Here is a 16,405-nt window from a genome sequence, read left to right as displayed (position 1 = left end):
GGCGCGCTACGGTCGACGAGCAAAAACCTCAGAATGCGGGCGGCGCGTCCAGCATTGCCTGGCCAACGGCCTTCTGTTCATCGCTGGTGCGCGCCAGCAGGGCTTCAGCCGCGCCGCGCCGGTCGGCGGCTTCCTTGTTTTGGCCGAGTTTCCATTTGCCGACCAGTCGCGTGACCTCGATCTCAAGACCGACGATCGCCCCCAGCATCTGGGCGATATAGTCGGCCGGCGCGTCGCCCATCTTCCAGGGCACCGCTTCGCCCGCTTCCATCTTGCGGGTGAGCCGCGCGACCAGGCCGCGCACGAACGCCTCGTCGTCGCGCACGACGATCCGGCCGTACGCATGGACCACCATATAGTTATAAGTCGGCACCTGGCGATGCGTTTTGTGCTTGCTCGGATACCAGGTCGGCGAGATATAGGCGGCGGGGCCCTGGAAAATGACGAGCGCTTCCGGGTTGGCGGCGACTTCCTTCCAGACGGGATTGGCTCGTGCGACGTGGGCGCGGAGGATGCCGTGGGAATGCGCGGGCGCCGCGTCATCCGCTCCCGGGACTAGCTTCGCGTCGAATTCGAAAGGCAAATGATTGGCATCGAGCCCGTTCGGCCCATGAGTAATCAGCGCGCCGAACGGCTGCTCGGCGATCAGGCGGTGGAGAACCTCTGGACGATTCTCTTCAAAATGGGCGGGCATATACATAAAACGCTCCGGATACAAAAAAGCGGCGAGTGGTCGGAAAGGGCGGCCAGCCGGGGCACGATCCCGCGCTGAAGTGACGAAAATCGTCAACCGTACTGCAAAAGGTGTCCGCACGCGCATTATCAGGCGCTATTCCTGCCTTTGCGCTTGCCTGGTGAGCAAGGATACGATACAACCCGATGTTGTCGGAATCGCGAGCCGCGGATTGGCTGCGCTGGCCTTAGGGAGACCACGCAAACAGGTTCCGCTGCGCACCGACGTCTCCCTTAGGACCGCACGTTCTGCCACCTGAACGAATGATAAAAAATCGCCAAGAACTGTTTTCGCTTCACTGGACCTGCGCATCGCTCGCAGGCCTCGCATTTCTGGCCGGTTGTGCGTCGACGCCGTCCGCGACGCAAAAAACCACTGGCTGGATCAAGGACGAAGTCGCCGATTCGTATGTATTCGGCTATCCGCTGGTGCTGATGGGCGTCGCGCGAGACGCGGCGGTCGGTACCGATCCGGGCCAGGCGCCGGTCAACACGCTGCGTCACGCGCAAGCCTTGCCGCCGATCGGCGCAGCCAATCCTCAGCAGCCGAGTCTCGACACGCTCGATTCGACCGGATGGCTGGACGTCGGCAGCGAGCCGGTGATCGTGTCGCTGCCCGACTCGCACGGCCGCTACGTTGACGCCCGCGTGCTCGACATGTGGACCAACGTCGTGTGGTCGACCAGCGCGCAGTTCGCCACCCGCGCCGTGGGCATCAAGGCGCAAACGATTGCCTTCGTCGGGCCGGGCTGGCAGGGCGATTTGCCCAAGGGCGTGACGCGCGTCGACGTGCCCACCCGCAACGCATGGGTGAGCGTGCGCATCCAGTCGAACGGCACCCGCGACCTGACGGCGGTGCGTAAGCTGCAGCGCGCCATCCGTGTCGCGCCGCTGAGCGTCTACGCCGGCGACACGCGCTCGGCGCAGATTGCGCCGCTGCGCAGCAATGCCGCCGATGCCGCCGCACTGGCCGCTTCCGGCACACCGGCCGCGCAGGTTGCCGCGCTCGACGCAAACGGCTTCTTCAGCCGGCTCGCGCAGGCCTTGCCGGACAACCCGCCGATGCCGGCCGATCCGCATGCACTGAAAACCCTGTCTGACTTTGGCGTGACGCCTGGCGATCCGGTGAAGCTGCCGAACGCGCCGGAGGCAATCGCCTCGGGTCTTGCCGACGGCCACGAGCGCGTCGTCACACCGCCGTCCAATCTGCTGAGCGCCAACGGCTGGAGCTGGTTCGGCGACGGCGTCGGCAACTACGGCCCCGACTACGCGATGCGTGCTTACGCTGCGGCCACCCAGCCGGGCATCGGCACGAAGGACGACGAAGTGCGCGCGGTCGTCACCCAGGACAGCGACGGTCATGCGCTCAACGGCGCGAACCGCTACGTGATCCATTTCGCGCCGAACCAGCTGCCGCCGGTACGCGGCTTTTGGTCGATCACTGCGTACACGAAGGACGGCGCGTTAGGCGAAAGCGCGCCGGCGCGTCTGGCGGTGGGCGATCGCAACGGCGCGCGCCGCAATCGCGACGGTTCGCTCGACGTGACGGTGTCGTCGGCGCGCGGCAAGAGCGGCAACTGGCTGCCGGCGCCGCGCACCGATCTGCAACTGGTGCTGCGTCTGTACGCGCCGAAGCCGCAAGCGACGGACGGCAGCTGGCAACCGCCGGCCGTCGTGCGTCAGTGATGTGAATCAATGAAGTGCCGCAGTGAAATGCGCCAGTGATTTTATGCGTCACTGCTGTGACAGCAATGCATGAGTGACGCATAAATCCACCCATGTCCGCCGCTTCGTGCCGGCGGACATGGGCTGCTATAGCGTGCAACAATGTGTAAGCCACGGCTTACATTGCTATCCCGCGTAAGATTCACCACTTATACTGCCGCTTGCGGGATTTTCGTTTCGCGGCGGGCTTGCCGCCGCATTACCCAAGACCGAGCATGGCAAGCCTCAATAAAGCATCAATCGCCTCTTCCATGCAGACCATGCGCAATGTCGCGCAGTCACGCCGCACCCGGCGTGTCATCACGGGTCTGCTGATCTTCCTCGTATTGTTCGGTCTGCTGGGCTTTTTCGCGGCACCGCCGCTGATTCGCCACATTGCCGAACGGCAACTCAGCAAGCAACTCGACCGGCCCGCCACGATTGGCCGCATTGCACTCAATCCGTACACGCTCAAACTCGAAGCCGATCGCGTGCATATCGGCGAGCGTGGCGGCGCGGGCGACTTCGTCGATATTTCTCGGCTCATCGTGCAGGCGTCATGGAGCTCGCTGTTTCGCGCCGCGCCGATCGTCGACGAAGTGCAACTCGATTCGCCGCGTTTTCATATCGTTCGCTACGATGCGCAGCGCTTCAATTTCACCGACCTGATCGAGAAATTCTCGAAGCAGCCGGCCACACCTAATAGCAAACCGACGCTCTTTTCGGTGTCGAACATTCGCCTCGAAAACGGCCAGATCACGTTCGACGACAAGCTGCTCGGCGTCACGCACGTGATCGATCAATGGAAGCTCGGCATTCCGTTCATTGCCACACTGCCTTCGAAAACCGATATCTTCGTCGAGCCGTTGCTGCGTGCACGCATTGACGGCAGTCCGCTCGCTATCGACGGCAAGACCAAGCCGTTTGCCGCGTCGCGCGAATCGGAAGTGTCGCTGCGGTTCGACGGGCTCGATGTGCCGCGTCTCATGTCCTACGTGCCGACCAGGTTGCCGGTGATTGTGCAGAGCGGCAAGCTGTCCACCGATCTCAAGCTCAACTTCGTGATGTCCAACGACGCGCCTTCGCTGCGCGTGGCGGGCACGGTCGATTTGAACGACGTGGACATGCTCGATCAGGGCAAGGCGCCGTTCTTCGCCGCGCGCGCCGTACATGTGGCCGCCGCGACGCTCGAGCCGCTGAAGAGCCTGTATCACTTCGACGATATCCGCATCGACGCGCCCAGCGCCAATCTTGCGCGTGACAAAGAAGGCGTGTTGAGCGTCGAGCGAATGTTCGCGACAGCGCCTGCTGCGGGGGCTTCTGCGTCGGCACCGGCGTCGGCATCCACGACAGCTAAAAACGCCGCGAGCGCCCCAGTCGCTGCATCCGCTGCGGGCGCCGCTGACAAGCCCGCGCAGCCTCTGGACCTGTCGATCAAGCGTTTCGCGCTCAATGACGGCACCGTGAACGTTCACGACGAAGCCGCCTCGCGACCGGTCAACCTTGGCCTGCAAAAACTGGCCGTCACGCTGACCGATTTCTCGACGCTCGCAACCGCTCCCGCGCACTACACGCTCAATACCGATTTCAAGGACGCCGCCGGCTCGCTCGGCGTGGCCGGCGCGTTCGGCCTGGTCGCGAAGACCGCCAACGCAAAGCTCGATCTGAAGACGCTGCCATTGCCGCTGATGCAGCCGTACCTCGACTCGGCGACGGCGGCGCAAGTAGTCGACGGCGCGTTGTCCGCTAACGCGAACGTCGATGCGAACTGGTCGAAGTCGCCCGTCGCTGTGATGGTCACCGATACACAACTGAATCTGCAATCGCTCAAACTCGCGGCGCGCGGCAGCAAGGAACCGGTCGTCTCGCTCGCGCAAGGCCAGGTGACGGTCAAGCAGGTGGACGTGGCGGGACGCACGGCCGATATCACCGGCGTCGACACGACCGGCCTGGTGATCAACGCGCAGCGTCTGAAAGACGGCAGCATCGACCTCGCCGCGCTCGCCGGTCCGCATCAGGCCGAGCAACAGCGCACGGCGATTCATGCGGTGAAGAAGGCGCAGGCGGCAGGGCCCGCGTGGCACTACAAGATCGGCGAACTGAATCTGAAAGACGCGACCGCCAATTTCACCGACAACACCACGCCGACTCCGGTGAAACTGAGCGTGACGCCGCTGCAACTGAAGGTGCAACAGATCAGCGACGATCTGAGTAAGCCGCTGCCGGTCGATCTGCAAGCGACGCTCAACAAGAAAGGCACGCTTGGCGTAAAAGGCGCTGTCACGGCGACACCGCTCAAGGTGGCCGTCAAGGTGAACGCGAACCGCCTGGATGCGGCGGCCTTCGAACCGTACTTCGGCAGCAAGCTGAATGCGCTGATCGCGAGCGCATTGCTCAACGCGAACGGCGATCTCGCGCTGAATCAGGCGAAAGCATTGAAGGCGACGTACCGTGGCGACGTGGCGCTGGTCGATGTGCGGATGCTCGACAAGGCGACGTCCGACCCGTTCGCGGGTTGGAGTTCGCTCGCGCTGACCAACCTCAAGGCCGACTACGACGAACACGGCACGGTGGTCGACGCGGGCCGCGTCACGTTCACGAAGTTCTATGGGCGCGTGCTGCTCGACGCGCAAGGCAAGCTGAATCTCAACGACGTGGTCGCGCACGAAACCGGCGCCGCGCAATCGCTGACGCGCGACAAGAGCGGCAAGGAACCTGTGCCGTTGACGCCGCAAGCTGCGTCGGACGCATCGTTGGCTCAGGCGGCGTCCGCGCCGGTCTCGGCGTCGGCCGCTACGCCCGCCACGGTCACGGCCGCTTCGCCGCCGCAAAGCCCCGTCAAGCTGCACTTCGGCCAGCTTGTGCTGCAACAGGGCCGCGTGACCTACACCGACAACTTCATCAAGCCGAATTTCACGGCGAACCTGGTCGGCATTCAAGGCACGGTCGGTGCGTTCGGCACGCAATCAACCACACCCGCGCCGGTGGACATTGCCGCGAAAGTGGCGGCCAATGGACCGTTGTCGATTCGCGGGACGGTCAATCCGCTGATCGCAAAACCGGCGCTCGATTTGACGGCGAGCGCGCACGATATCGAACTTACCAACCTCACGCCATATTCGGCGAAATACGCTGGGTATCCGATCACCAAGGGCAAGCTGAACGTCGATCTGCACTACAAGCTCGATAACGATCAGTTGAACGCGAACAACCACATTTTCATCGATCAACTCACGTTCGGCGATCACGTCGAGAACAATACGGCGACCAAGCTGCCGGTGCGTCTCGCGATCTCGCTGCTGAAAAATTCGCGCGGTGAAATCGACGTGAATCTGCCGGTGTCAGGTTCGTTGTCGAATCCGGAATTCAGCATTGGCGGCCTGATCTGGCATGCGGTGCTCAATCTGCTGCAGAAAGCCGTCACCGCGCCGTTCTCGCTGATTGCCAATGCCTTCGGCGGCAATGGCGAGGAATTGGGCTATGTCGAATTCGATCCGGGGTCGGCGAAACTGTCGGACGCTGCGGACAAGAAGCTCGACACCATCGTGAAGGCGCTCGCCGACAAGAGTTCGATCGGTATCGATCTGATTGGCCGCGTTGATCCGGCCGTCGACGAACCGGGCCTGCGGACGCAATACGTCGAACGCGAGGTCAGGCAGCAGAAAGTCAAGGACGTGGTGAGCCATGGCGAGAGCGTAGATCTGTCGACCGTTACCGTGGATCCGAAGGAATACGACAAGTACCTGGCCAAGGCGTATAAGGCAGCCGACTTCAAGAAGCCGCGCAATTTTGTCGGCTTGACCAAGAGCTTGCCGGACGACGAGATGAAGGCGGCGATGGCCGCCAACGCGCCAATCGACGACGCCAGTTTGCGTCAGCTCGCGCAGCAACGGGCGCAAGCCGTGCAGCAGTATTTCGAGGGCAAGATCGACAGCAGCCGCGTGTTTATCGTGGCGCCGAAGCTGACCGCGGACGGCATCAAGGACAAGGGCGCCACGACGCGGGTGGATTTCGGCTTGAAGTGATGCGTTCAGGCGGCACGGGTCGGCGCTTTCTTCAACACCGTCTGCTCGATTACGCGAGCGAGCGTGTCGAATGCCGGGCCGATCTTTTCGTTCGCCACGCAGGCGTATCCCAGCAATAGTCCGCGCCGCGCGGGCGTCTCGCTGCTGTAGTAGGCGGCGAGCGGCCGCACGATCACACCGGCATCGTAAGCGGCTGCCGTTACCGCGCGATCGTTCGCATGATCGGGTAAGCCGAGCACCAGATGCAGACCGGCCTCGTCGCCCATTACGGGGAGTTCGTTGCCGAAACGCGCGGTGATCGCGTCGATCAGAATCTGCCGGCGCTCGCCGTAGAGCGCACGCATACGGCGAACGTGCGACGTGAGATGACCGTCCATGATGAAGTCGGTCATCACGGCCTGCTGCATCAGTTGCCCCTCGCGATATAGCTCGGCGACACCTGTGCGGAACGTATCCACCAGATGCTCCGGCGCGATCATGTAGCCGATCCGCAAACCCGGAAACAGCATCTTCCCCAAGCTCCCCACGTAGATCACCTGGCCGGCGTCGTCGAGTCCTTGCAGCGACGCGAGCGGACGGCTGCCGTAGCGGAACTCGCTGTCGTAGTCGTCCTCAATGATCCAGACGTTGTGCTGACGTGCGTATTCGAGCAGCGTGCGGCGGCGCGCGAGACTCATCACCATGCCGAGCGGATACTGATGCGACGGCGTGACGAGCGCGAGACGCGGTGGCTGTTGCAGATCCTGTTCGCGTGGGTTGAGACCCTCATCATCAACCGGCACGGGTACCAACGTGATCCCGGACGATTGCAGCACGCTGCGCGCACCCCAATAGCACGGTTCTTCCACCCACGCGCGATCGCCGACATCGGTCAATAAACGCACCGCCAGATCGATCGACTGATGAATACCCGTCGTGATGATGATCTGGTCCGGCGTGCAATTCACCGAGCGCGCGACCCGCAGGTAATCGGACAACGCGCGCCTTAAAGGCCGGTAGCCGCCACCGGGCGCATAGGTCAGTAGATCGGGATTGGCCTCCTTCCACAACCTTGCCTGCAAGCGGCTCCATGTGCGCGCCGGGAATTCGGCGACGTCGGGCACGCCCGGCATGAACGCGCCCCACTGTTTGGCGGAGACGCCGGCCTGATCGATGAGCCTGCGTCCACGCGTGGAGAGATCGCCCAGATCGCGCTTTGGCGGCTTTGAGACCTCGGCGGCCTGATCGGTAATGTCCCCATCGACGCTCGCCACCGCCGGCTTCCGGCGCATATTCACGGCCGCCGTGTCCGGCCGCGTGTCGGCGACATAGGTACCGCTGCCGGTGGTCGAGATCACGTAGCCTTCGGCAGTCAGCTGGTCGTAGACGTGCAGCACCGTATTGCGCGCGATGCCGAGGTCTTCGGCGAGCATGCGCGAACTCGGCAGCTTGGTGCCGGGCGGCAACTGGCCGGTCAGGATGGCCTGCTGCATCAGCCGCAACGTCTGTCTGTAGACCGGTTCGGCGGCGGTGCGGTCGAGCCGTGCAGCAAGCCAATCCGACAAAATCACGGTGTCCAAGTGGTTCTATCCGGAATAATGAAATGGTTCCATATTGTAGAACCGTAAGGGACTATAGTGAGCCACGCAATAAATGCAATCCCGCTGTTTTGCAGGGGGAGCCGGCCGGACCGCAGAGGAGACTAGTACGATGAAAACCGATGACGTGATCGTCAGCTTTCGAGGTGTGCGCAAGACGTACGACGGCGAAACGCTGGTCGTCAAACAACTCGATCTGGACATCTACCAGGGCGAATTCCTGACGCTGCTCGGACCGTCCGGATCAGGGAAAACCACGTGTCTGATGATGCTGGCGGGCTTCGAATTTCCCACCGGCGGCGAGATCTGGCTCGACGGCACGCTGCTCAATACCGTGCCGCCGCACAAGCGCAACATCGGCATGGTGTTTCAGAACTACGCGCTGTTTCCGCATCTGACGGTCGAGCAGAACGTCGCGTATCCGCTCACGGTGCGCAAACTCTCCGCCGAGGAACGCGCGCACCGCACGAACAACGCCCTGAAGATGGTGCGCATGGAGAGCTTCGCGAAGCGTTATCCGGCGCAGCTTTCCGGTGGCCAGCAGCAACGTATCGCGCTGGCGCGGGCGCTTGTGTTCGAGCCGAAACTGGTGCTGATGGACGAGCCGCTCGGCGCACTCGACAAACAGTTGCGCGAACACATGCAGTACGAACTTAAATCATTGCACGAGAAGCTCGGCGTCACCTTCGTGTACGTCACGCACGATCAGGGTGAGGCGTTGACCATGTCCGACCGCGTTGCGGTGTTCGATAAAGGCATCGTGCAGCAACTCGATACGGTGGACCGCCTGTACGAATCGCCTTGCAACGAGTTCGTCGCGAACTTCATCGGCGACAGCAACAAGCTGCGCGGCACGATCGCGAACGTCGACGGCGAGTACTGCGAGTTTCATCTGATTGACGGCACGCGGCTCACGGGGCGCAATATTGGCGGTGCGCGGGCGGGTACGCCGGCGGTTGCTTGCATCCGGCCTGAACGCATGAAGCTTGCTAACCTGGCGAATGGCGCGTCGCGGCCAGGCGCCAATGCGCTAAGTGGCGAAGCGCGCGGGCTGATCTATTTCGGCGACCACGTGCGCATGCGCTGTGGGCTGCCGGAACAGGACGAGTGTTTCGTCAAGGTGCCGCTCGGCACCGACGCACTCGAAAGCTTCGCGCCAGGCTTACCCGTCGCGCTGGAGTTTGCACCCGAGCATCTGCGCGTGTTTGCAGGGGCGTGAGGTCTTGCGAGGCGTGAGGCGTTCAACGCAGGAAAAAAGCAGTTCGTGTAAGCAGCACATAACAAGTCGCACTGTACTTAGCTTGAAGCACACCACCAAAGGAGAGCAATACACCATGAGCACCATGAGCAAGATCGGGAAATCGCGCTGCGCCATCGCTGTCGGTGCTGTGACGCTCGCGCTGGGCGCCGCGCAAGTCAACGCGGCCGAACTGACGGTCGTCAATTTCGGCGGCGCGAATGGCGACGCGCAAAAGGTCGCGTTCAACCAGCCGTTCGAAACGCAAACCAGCAACAAGGTGACCGCCGTCGAATACAACGGTGAGCAGGCCAAAGTGAAGGCGATGGTCGAAGCGAAGCATGTGAATTGGGACGTGGTGGAAGTCGAATCGGGCGACATCGGCCGTGGCTGTGACGAAGGGCTGTACGAGAAACTCGACTGGTCGAAGATCGGCAAGAAGTCGGATCTGATTCCTGAAGCGCCGCAAACCTGCGGCGTGGGTTTCTTCGTGTGGTCGACGGCGCTCGCGTATAACGCCGACAAGCTGAAAACCGCGCCGACCGGCTGGGCCGACTTCTGGGACGTGAAGAAATTCCCGGGCAAGCGCGCGATGCGCAAGGGCGCGCGTTACAACCTCGAATTCGCGCTCATGGCCGACGGCGTGGCCCCGAAGGACGTCTACAAGGTGCTGGCCACCAAGGAAGGCCAGGACCGCGCGTTCAAGAAGCTTGACGAACTGAAGCCGAATATCCAGTGGTGGGAAGCGGGTGCACAGCCGCCGCAATTCCTCGTTGCGGGTGACGTGGTGATGTCTACCGCGTACAACGGCCGGATCGACGCCGCGCAGAAGGAAGGCAAGAACCTCAAGGTCGTGTGGAACGGCAGCATTTACGACCTCGACTATTGGGCGATTCCGAAGGGCACGCCGAACAAGGCGCTGGCTGAGAAGTACATTGCCTATTCGATCTCGTCGAAGCCGCAGCAGGACTACGCGCACAACATCGCGTACGGTCCGGTGAACGTGGCGGCCATCAAGGCGCTCGATGCGAAGACGCTTGCTAACCTGCCGAACTCGGCTGCTAACGGCAAGAACGCGGTGCTGCAGAACCTCGCGTTCTGGACGGATCATGGCGATGAACTGGAGCAACGTTTTTCGTCGTGGGCTTCGAAGTAATTAGCTGGGTGTGAGGAGGCGCGGCTCGATTAAGTCGAGTTGCGCTTTGACGAAGCAATGCAAAGCGCGCGCATGTCGGTCCGACGTGCGCGCGGTACGACGCAAAAGCAGGAGACGAGGTGTGACTACGATGACGATCGCCGCCGATTCAACGCCTGAGTCGACTATTCGGCTCAAGCGAGAACTGAAAGCAGCGGAAGCGAAAAAGCGCGCAATGGCGCTGCTGCTGATCGCACCGCTCGCCATTTTTCTGCTGCTGATTTTTGTCGTGCCAATTGGCGCGCTGTTGATGCGCGCCGCGCAGAATCCGGAAGTGGTGGGCGCCTTGCCGCATACGCTGCAAGCATTGAGTGGTTGGGATCGCAAGACGCCGCCTCCCGACGCGGCATACGCCGCATTGGCTGTGGACCTGACCGCGGTCGCCGATAGCGACGGCATGGGTGCGCTGGCACGCCGCCTGAACGTCGAAATTCCGGGCTACCGTTCTCTGGTCGCGAAATCGGCACGCGCAATGCCGTTCGCCGACGACAACAGCAAGCCATTGACCCTCACGCCCGCCCAGATCCACGCGAAGTTCGTCGAACTCGACGAGCGCTGGAACGACGTCGCTTATTGGCAAGCGATCGCAAAGAATTCAGGTGCATATTCGCCGTTCTATCTGTTGGCTTCTTTGGACCATAAGCAGGACGCGTTCGGTCATATTATTCCGACCGACCCCGACCAACAGATCTATCTCGCCGTATTCAGCCGTACGTTTGTGATCGGCGCAGCCGTCACGTTTTTTGCGCTTCTGCTCGGCTATCCACTCGCTTACTGGATCTCGACGCTGTCCGATCGTCGCGCGAATCTGGTGATGATTCTCGTGCTGATTCCCTTCTGGACGTCGATCCTCGTGCGCGTCGCCGCGTGGATCGTGATTCTGCAAAGCGAGGGCTTGGTGAACAAGGCGCTGATCGCCAGCGGGCTATTGCATGACCCGCTGTCGCTGCTGTTCAACCGGACGGGCGTGTACATCTCGATGACGCACATTCTGCTGCCGTTCATGATCCTGCCGCTGTACAGCGTGATGAAGTCGATCCCGCCGACCTATCAGCGCGCCGCGATTTCGCTCGGCAGTCATCCGTTCGCGGCTTTCTGGCGTGTCTATGTGCCGCAAACTTATCCGGGTATCGGCGCGGGCGCGCTGCTCGTGTTCATCCTGGCGATCGGGTACTACATTACGCCGGCTTTGCTCGGCGGTCCGGGCGATCAGATGGTCAGCTACTACGTCGCGTACTTCACCAACGTGACGATCAACTGGGGCATGGCGTGCGCGCTCGGCGGCTTGTTGCTGGCCGCAACGCTCGTGCTGTACGTCATCTACGGACGCTTTACGCGTTCCTCACTGAGCCTCGGCTGATCGCCTGAACGGAGCTTACCCGCGATGAAACTTGCCAAGCCCTTGTTCGCACCGCATACGTCGATGGTTGAACGCGTGTGGTATTTCGCGCTGCGCGCGCTTGCCGTGCTCACGCTGCTGTATCTGATCCTGCCGGTGCTGGCGATTGTGCCGTTGTCGTTTTCGTCGAGCACGTTTCTGGTGTATCCGATTCCGGGATGGTCGCTGCGCTGGTATCAGAACCTGATTGCGTCCGACGAATGGCGTATGGCGGCGAAGAATAGCTTTATCGTGGCGCCGTCGGCGACGGTGGTCGCGACGGTGCTCGGCACGTTGGCCGCGATTGGCTTGACCAAAGCGAACTTCCGCGGCAAGGCACTGCTAATGGCGATTCTGATTTCGCCGATGATCGTGCCAGTGGTAGTGGTCGGCGTCGGCATGTATCTGTTCTTTGCGCCGCTTGGATTGGCGAATACGTATATCGGGCTGATTCTTGCGCACGCGTCGCTGGGCGTGCCGTTTGTTGTGACGACGGTGGCAGCGACGTTGCAAGGCTTCAACTACAACCTCGTGCGCGCCAGTTTGTCGTTGGGTGCGAATCCGGTAAAGACGTTCTTTCGCATCACGTTGCCGGTGATTGCGCCGGGTGTGATATCGGGTGCGTTGTTTGCGTTCGCGACATCGTTCGATGAAGTGGTCGTGACGCTCTTCCTGGCAGGAGCGGATCAGACGACGTTGCCGCGTCAGATGTTTACCGGTATTCGCGAGAACATCAGCCCGACGATTGCGGCGCTGGCGACGATTCTGATCGTATTTTCCACCAGCCTGTTGCTGGCGCTCGAGTGGCTGCGAGGCAGGAATGCGGCGCGGGCGGTGAAGGCGTGACTTTCGCACCGGATGACAGCCGTTATGCCACCTGAATGTCAACGCGTAGATTTTCCGACATGATTCTAAGAATGTTCCCATTCCGTCACCGTCTGCGTCTCTTCATACTCAGAGCCTTCTCAAAGAAGATGCGCTCGGCGCAGAAAAGCAATGAAATTTCAGCTAACGGTGCTAGCGATTGCCCTGGCCTTGTCATGCTGCGCGGACCACGCCGCGCGTGAGCGTCTCGGTATTGAAGATGCCACGGTCTTGAAAACGGGAATCGGGGCATCGCAGGACGAAGCAGCAGGCGCGGCAAACGCGCAATGGGTCGGCGCCTACGCGCCGATCGTCAGTAGTGGCACTGCGCTGGTATCGTTGCAACAGCGGCTCGATCAATTGCCGGGCGACAAGGCTGGCTACTTTCAAGCAAAGGCCCAGTGCTGGATCGACGCCGGTCAGCAGGCACGGCAGGCTAACGATCACTGGGGCTTCGTTGAAGAAGCGATCGGCCAGGCTGCGATGATCACAATGAGTCTCGAAAACTGCACGCCGTTGTCCGCTGCTAACCCGGTTTTGCGAACCGTGTCGACGGTGCGTCCTGATCTGTGGGAAATCGTCAATACCATCAAGGCCGATCCTGCCACCGCTCAATGTCCTTAGGCGCAACAGCCTCTCGCGTGTGCCGAAGTCGAACTGATTCAGGCCGGGCACGAGGCATGGGCGCGTAGTTTCACCTCTGCTGAAAAGCGTTTGCCAGAAATCCAGGGGAAATTGCGCAAGTCGGCAGAAACGGCGTTGCAATGCGTGCAAGCGCCTGGTCAACAAGTCGCTGGTGATATGGGCCGACGAAGGTTGCGGCGACCAGACACGCACGAAAAAAAGCCCGGCCAAAGCCGGGCTTCAAATCGGCTGCGTCCTTCCACAAGGACGCAGCACCTGCAAAACTACATTCGCGTCTGCTTAACGCATCAAGCCTTAACTTAAGCAGCCAGCAGCGAACGCAGCACGAACGGCAGAATCCCGCCGTGCTTGTAGTAGTCCACTTCGATCGGCGTATCGATACGCAGCAGCACGGCGACACGCTTCTCCTTGCCGTCCTTGCCGCGAATCACCAGCGTCACTTCTTGCTGCGGCTTGAAGTCAGCGCCAAGGCCTTCGATGTCGAACGTTTCTTCGCCGGTAATACCGAGCGATTGCACGCTATCCGAGCCCTTGAACTGCAGCGGCAGCACGCCCATGCCGACCAGGTTCGAACGGTGAATCCGCTCGAAGCTGCGTGCGACCACGGCCTTCACGCCCAGCAGTTGCGTACCCTTCGCAGCCCAGTCACGCGACGAGCCCGTACCGTACTCTTCACCAGCAAACACAACAGTCGGCGTGCCGGCGTCGATGTACTTCATCGCTGCGTCATAGATCGACTCTTGTTCGCCGCTCGGCTGGTGAATCGTCAGGCCGCCTTCCACGCGCGAGCCGTCTGCCTTCGCCGGGATCATCAGGTTCTTGATCCGGACGTTGGCGAACGTGCCGCGCATCATCACGTCGTGGTTGCCGCGGCGCGAGCCGTAGCTGTTGAAGTCGGCCTTCTGCACGCCGTTTGCCTTCAGCCACTTGCCTGCCGGCGAATCTTCCTTGATCGAGCCTGCCGGGCTGATGTGGTCGGTCGTGACCGAGTCACCGAAGATGCCCAGTGCGCGTGCGTCCTTCACAGCCGCGATGCTGTCGGCCGGCGTCATCGAGAAGTCCTTGCCGAAGAACGGCGGCTCTGCGATGTAGGTCGACTTCGGCCAGTCGTAGACTTGACCTTCTTCGCCTTCGATCTTGCTCCACAGGTCGCCCTTCTTGGTCAGCGACGAGTAGTTCTTGCGGAACGCATCTGCGTCCAGCGCGAACTTGAGCAGGGCGTCGACTTCTTCGCTGGTCGGCCAGATGTCGCCCAGGTAGATGTCCTTGCCGCCCTTACCCTTGCCGACCGGTTCGGTCATCAGGTCGCGCGTGATGTTGCCGGCGATCGCGTAAGCCACAACCAGCGGCGGCGAAGCCAGGAAGTTCGCGCGGATGTTCGGGTGAATACGCGCTTCGAAGTTACGGTTGCCCGACAGAACCGCTGCCGCGACGATGTCGTTCTTCGTAATCGCTTCGTTCAGTTCCGGCGTCAGGTCGCCTGCGTTACCGATACAGGTCGTGCAACCGTAAGCGGCCAGCGTGAAACCGAGCTTGTCGAGGTACTTCATCAAGTCGGTCTTCGTCAGGTATTCCGTGACGATACGCGATCCCGGAGCCAGCGACGTCTTGATGTGCGGAGCGACCGTCAGACCGGCTTCCACCGCCTTCTTGGCCAGCAGGCCGGCGGCCAGTAGCACGCTCGGGTTCGACGTGTTCGTGCACGACGTGATGGCGGCGATCAGGATGTCGCCGTTCTTCACGTCGACGCCGTTGCTCGTCGTGTATTGCGCGTCCAGATCGGCTTCCTTCTTCGCAAAGCCGTTTTCTGCAACCGGCTTCGAGAACAGGTCGCTGAAGGTCGACTTCACGTGACCGATTTCGATACGGTCTTGCGGGCGCTTCGGACCTGCCAGCGACGGCGTCACCGTGCCGAGATCCAGCGTGACGACCTTTGTGTAGTCGATCTGGCCAGCCTTCGGAATACCGAACAGACCCTGCGCTTTGAAGTAGTTTTCGAAGGCGGAGATTTCTGCGTCAGTGCGGCCTGTGCCCTTGAAGTAGTCGATGGTTTTTTCGTCGACCGGGAAGAAGCCCATGGTTGCGCCGTATTCCGGCGCCATGTTGCCGATCGTTGCGCGATCCGGCAGCGACAGCGACTTCGTGCCTTCGCCGAAGAACTCAACGAACTTGCCGACAACCTTTTCCTTGCGCAGCAGTTCGGTCACCGTCAGAACCAGGTCGGTCGCAGTCAGACCTTCGCGCAGCTTGCCCTTCAGTTCAACGCCCACCACGTCCGGCGTCAGGAAGTACACCGGCTGGCCGAGCATGCCGGCTTCAGCTTCAATACCGCCCACGCCCCAGCCCACCACGCCAATACCGTTAATCATCGTGGTGTGGCTGTCGGTGCCGACCAGCGAATCCGGGTAGTAGACCGTGTCCGAGCCTTCGGCCTTCTTGTGCACGCCGCGTGCGAGATATTCCAGGTTCACCTGGTGAACGATACCGACGCCCGGCGGCACGACCTTGAACGTGTCGAATGCCTGCATGCCCCACTTCATGAACTGGTAGCGCTCGTTGTTGCGCTGGAATTCCAGTTTCATGTTCAGATCGAGCGCGTTCTTTTCACGGAAGTGATCGATCTGCACCGAGTGGTCGACCACGAGATCGACCGGGACCAGCGGTTCGATCGACTTCGGATCCTTGCCCATGTGTTTCGCGACACCGCGCATTGCAGCGATGTCGGCGAGCAGCGGCACGCCGGTAAAGTCTTGCAGCACGACGCGCGACACGACGAACGGGATTTCGTCGACGCGTGCAGCCGTCGGCTTCCAGTTCGCGAGTTGCTCGATGTGTTCTTCGGCGATCTTCTTGCCGTCGTAGTTACGCAGCACCGATTCCAGCACGATACGGATCGAAACCGGCAGGCGGTCGATCTTGATGTTCAGTGCCTTGCCGAGTTGCGGCAGGGAGTAGAACTTGCCTTTGCCGGAACCGCTGTCGAATTCCTTGAGCGTTTTGTGGAGGTTGTGGGCCATGGTGTTTTCCTTGGTTTGATCGCGGAACTAC

The 16,405-nt window shown here is 61.4% G+C and carries 10 protein-coding genes; 7 read left to right on the top strand and 3 right to left on the bottom strand.

What is annotated here, in order from left to right:
• Positions 1-28 precede the first annotated feature (28 nt).
• Complete coding sequence (locus B0G76_RS16595; protein WP_120293575.1) at positions 29-700, bottom strand: FMN-binding negative transcriptional regulator; 672 nt, start codon at positions 698-700, stop codon at positions 29-31.
• Positions 701-996: 296 nt separating this feature from the next.
• On the opposite strand from B0G76_RS16595, the gene B0G76_RS16590 reads away from it, so the two are divergent.
• Positions 997-2,418, top strand: a complete 1,422-nt coding sequence (locus B0G76_RS16590) for a DUF1254 domain-containing protein (protein WP_120293574.1) — start codon at positions 997-999, stop codon at positions 2,416-2,418.
• 254 nt (positions 2,419-2,672) lie between these two features.
• The gene (locus B0G76_RS16585) at positions 2,673-6,461 is read left to right on the top strand and encodes a DUF748 domain-containing protein (protein WP_120293573.1); all 3,789 of its coding nucleotides are present in this window, start codon (positions 2,673-2,675) and stop codon (positions 6,459-6,461) included.
• Positions 6,462-6,466: 5 nt separating this feature from the next.
• On the opposite strand, the gene B0G76_RS16580 is transcribed toward B0G76_RS16585, so the two are convergent.
• Positions 6,467-8,020 carry a PLP-dependent aminotransferase family protein gene (locus tag B0G76_RS16580; protein ID WP_120293572.1) on the bottom strand — a complete coding sequence of 518 codons (1,554 nt, stop codon included), beginning with the start codon at positions 8,018-8,020 and terminating at the stop codon, positions 6,467-6,469.
• A gap of 130 nt (positions 8,021-8,150) precedes the next feature.
• Between B0G76_RS16580 and B0G76_RS16575 the strand changes: the two genes are divergently transcribed.
• From B0G76_RS16575 to B0G76_RS16555, 5 genes are all read left to right on the top strand, one after another.
• Positions 8,151-9,257 carry an ABC transporter ATP-binding protein gene (locus B0G76_RS16575; protein ID WP_120293571.1) on the top strand — a complete coding sequence of 369 codons (1,107 nt, stop codon included), beginning with the start codon at positions 8,151-8,153 and terminating at the stop codon, positions 9,255-9,257.
• 124 nt (positions 9,258-9,381) lie between these two features.
• Positions 9,382-10,431: an ABC transporter substrate-binding protein gene (locus B0G76_RS16570; protein WP_120296441.1), complete on the top strand. Its 1,050-nt coding sequence runs from the start codon at positions 9,382-9,384 to the stop codon at positions 10,429-10,431.
• Positions 10,432-10,561: 130 nt separating this feature from the next.
• Positions 10,562-11,830, top strand: a complete 1,269-nt coding sequence (locus B0G76_RS16565) for an ABC transporter permease (protein ID WP_183082211.1) — start codon at positions 10,562-10,564, stop codon at positions 11,828-11,830.
• Positions 11,831-11,854: 24 nt separating this feature from the next.
• Complete coding sequence (locus B0G76_RS16560) at positions 11,855-12,694, top strand: ABC transporter permease (protein ID WP_120293569.1); 840 nt, start codon at positions 11,855-11,857, stop codon at positions 12,692-12,694.
• 150 nt (positions 12,695-12,844) lie between these two features.
• Positions 12,845-13,336 carry a hypothetical protein gene (locus B0G76_RS16555; protein ID WP_259460601.1) on the top strand — a complete coding sequence of 164 codons (492 nt, stop codon included), beginning with the start codon at positions 12,845-12,847 and terminating at the stop codon, positions 13,334-13,336.
• Between the two features lie 320 nt (positions 13,337-13,656).
• Here B0G76_RS16555 and acnA read toward each other — a convergent pair whose 3' ends face one another.
• Positions 13,657-16,374: an aconitate hydratase AcnA gene (gene acnA / locus B0G76_RS16550; protein WP_120293568.1), complete on the bottom strand. Its 2,718-nt coding sequence runs from the start codon at positions 16,372-16,374 to the stop codon at positions 13,657-13,659.
• Between the last annotated feature and the right edge of the window lie 31 nt (positions 16,375-16,405).

It is taken from the genome of Paraburkholderia sp. BL23I1N1 (assembly GCF_003610295.1).
Taxonomy (GTDB): Bacteria; Pseudomonadota; Gammaproteobacteria; order Burkholderiales; family Burkholderiaceae; genus Paraburkholderia.
This window is presented reverse-complemented; position numbering and strand designations above follow the sequence as displayed.

Bases quoted from the DNA above. Each gene is read 5' to 3' on its own strand.
- B0G76_RS16595 (WP_120293575.1), bottom strand. From the start codon at position 700: ATGTATATGCCCGCCCATTTTGAAGAGAATCGTCCAGAGGTTCTCCAC.
- B0G76_RS16590 (WP_120293574.1), top strand. From the start codon at position 997: ATGATAAAAAATCGCCAAGAACTGTTTTCGCTTCACTGGACCTGCGCA.
- B0G76_RS16585 (WP_120293573.1), top strand. From the start codon at position 2,673: ATGGCAAGCCTCAATAAAGCATCAATCGCCTCTTCCATGCAGACCATG.
- B0G76_RS16575 (WP_120293571.1), top strand. From the start codon at position 8,151: ATGAAAACCGATGACGTGATCGTCAGCTTTCGAGGTGTGCGCAAGACG.
- B0G76_RS16570 (WP_120296441.1), top strand. From the start codon at position 9,382: ATGAGCAAGATCGGGAAATCGCGCTGCGCCATCGCTGTCGGTGCTGTG.
- B0G76_RS16565 (WP_183082211.1), top strand. From the start codon at position 10,562: ATGACGATCGCCGCCGATTCAACGCCTGAGTCGACTATTCGGCTCAAG.
- B0G76_RS16560 (WP_120293569.1), top strand. From the start codon at position 11,855: ATGAAACTTGCCAAGCCCTTGTTCGCACCGCATACGTCGATGGTTGAA.
- B0G76_RS16555 (WP_259460601.1), top strand. From the start codon at position 12,845: ATGAAATTTCAGCTAACGGTGCTAGCGATTGCCCTGGCCTTGTCATGC.
- acnA (WP_120293568.1), bottom strand. From the start codon at position 16,374: ATGGCCCACAACCTCCACAAAACGCTCAAGGAATTCGACAGCGGTTCC.